The following is a 358-nucleotide window of genomic DNA, read 5'->3' on the forward strand; positions in this document are numbered from 1 at the left end:
TTAGGCTTCCCCCGATATCCTTCCCAATATTTCTTTACTGTCCTTCTGTCTATCCCGTATATCCTGGCTAATTCAGAAAAATTCGGTCTCAAATCCATCCCCCTTAACATTTCCAAATGTTGTTTGACTTTTTCCATTTTTGGTATCCCTCCTTCCATTGGAAGGATACCATTTATGTACAATTTTGTTCATTTTTATTTTCCTCTTTTTGGCCATTTGTATTTTACCATTTACACATTAAGAGCTTCAAATATGCATTCTCAGCTCTTAACCTTTCCATTTCTTCTTCTAATGTTTCTTTCTTTGGCCTACCCCTTTTTAGTTCAACTGTCCCATGTGTAAGATAGTTGTTAATCCA

At 35.8% G+C, this 358-nt stretch carries 2 pseudogenes; both read right to left on the reverse strand.

The window, feature by feature from the left end:
- A pseudogene (locus tag XJ44_RS09355) lies at positions 1–137 on the reverse strand (IS21 family transposase); the annotation flags it as partial.
- Positions 138–244: 107 nt separating this feature from the next.
- A pseudogene (locus XJ44_RS09485) lies at positions 245–358 on the reverse strand (IS3 family transposase); the annotation flags it as partial.

Origin of the sequence: Thermosipho affectus (genome assembly GCF_001990485.1) — a bacterium.
Classification (GTDB): Bacteria; Thermotogota; Thermotogae; order Thermotogales; family Fervidobacteriaceae; genus Thermosipho; species Thermosipho affectus.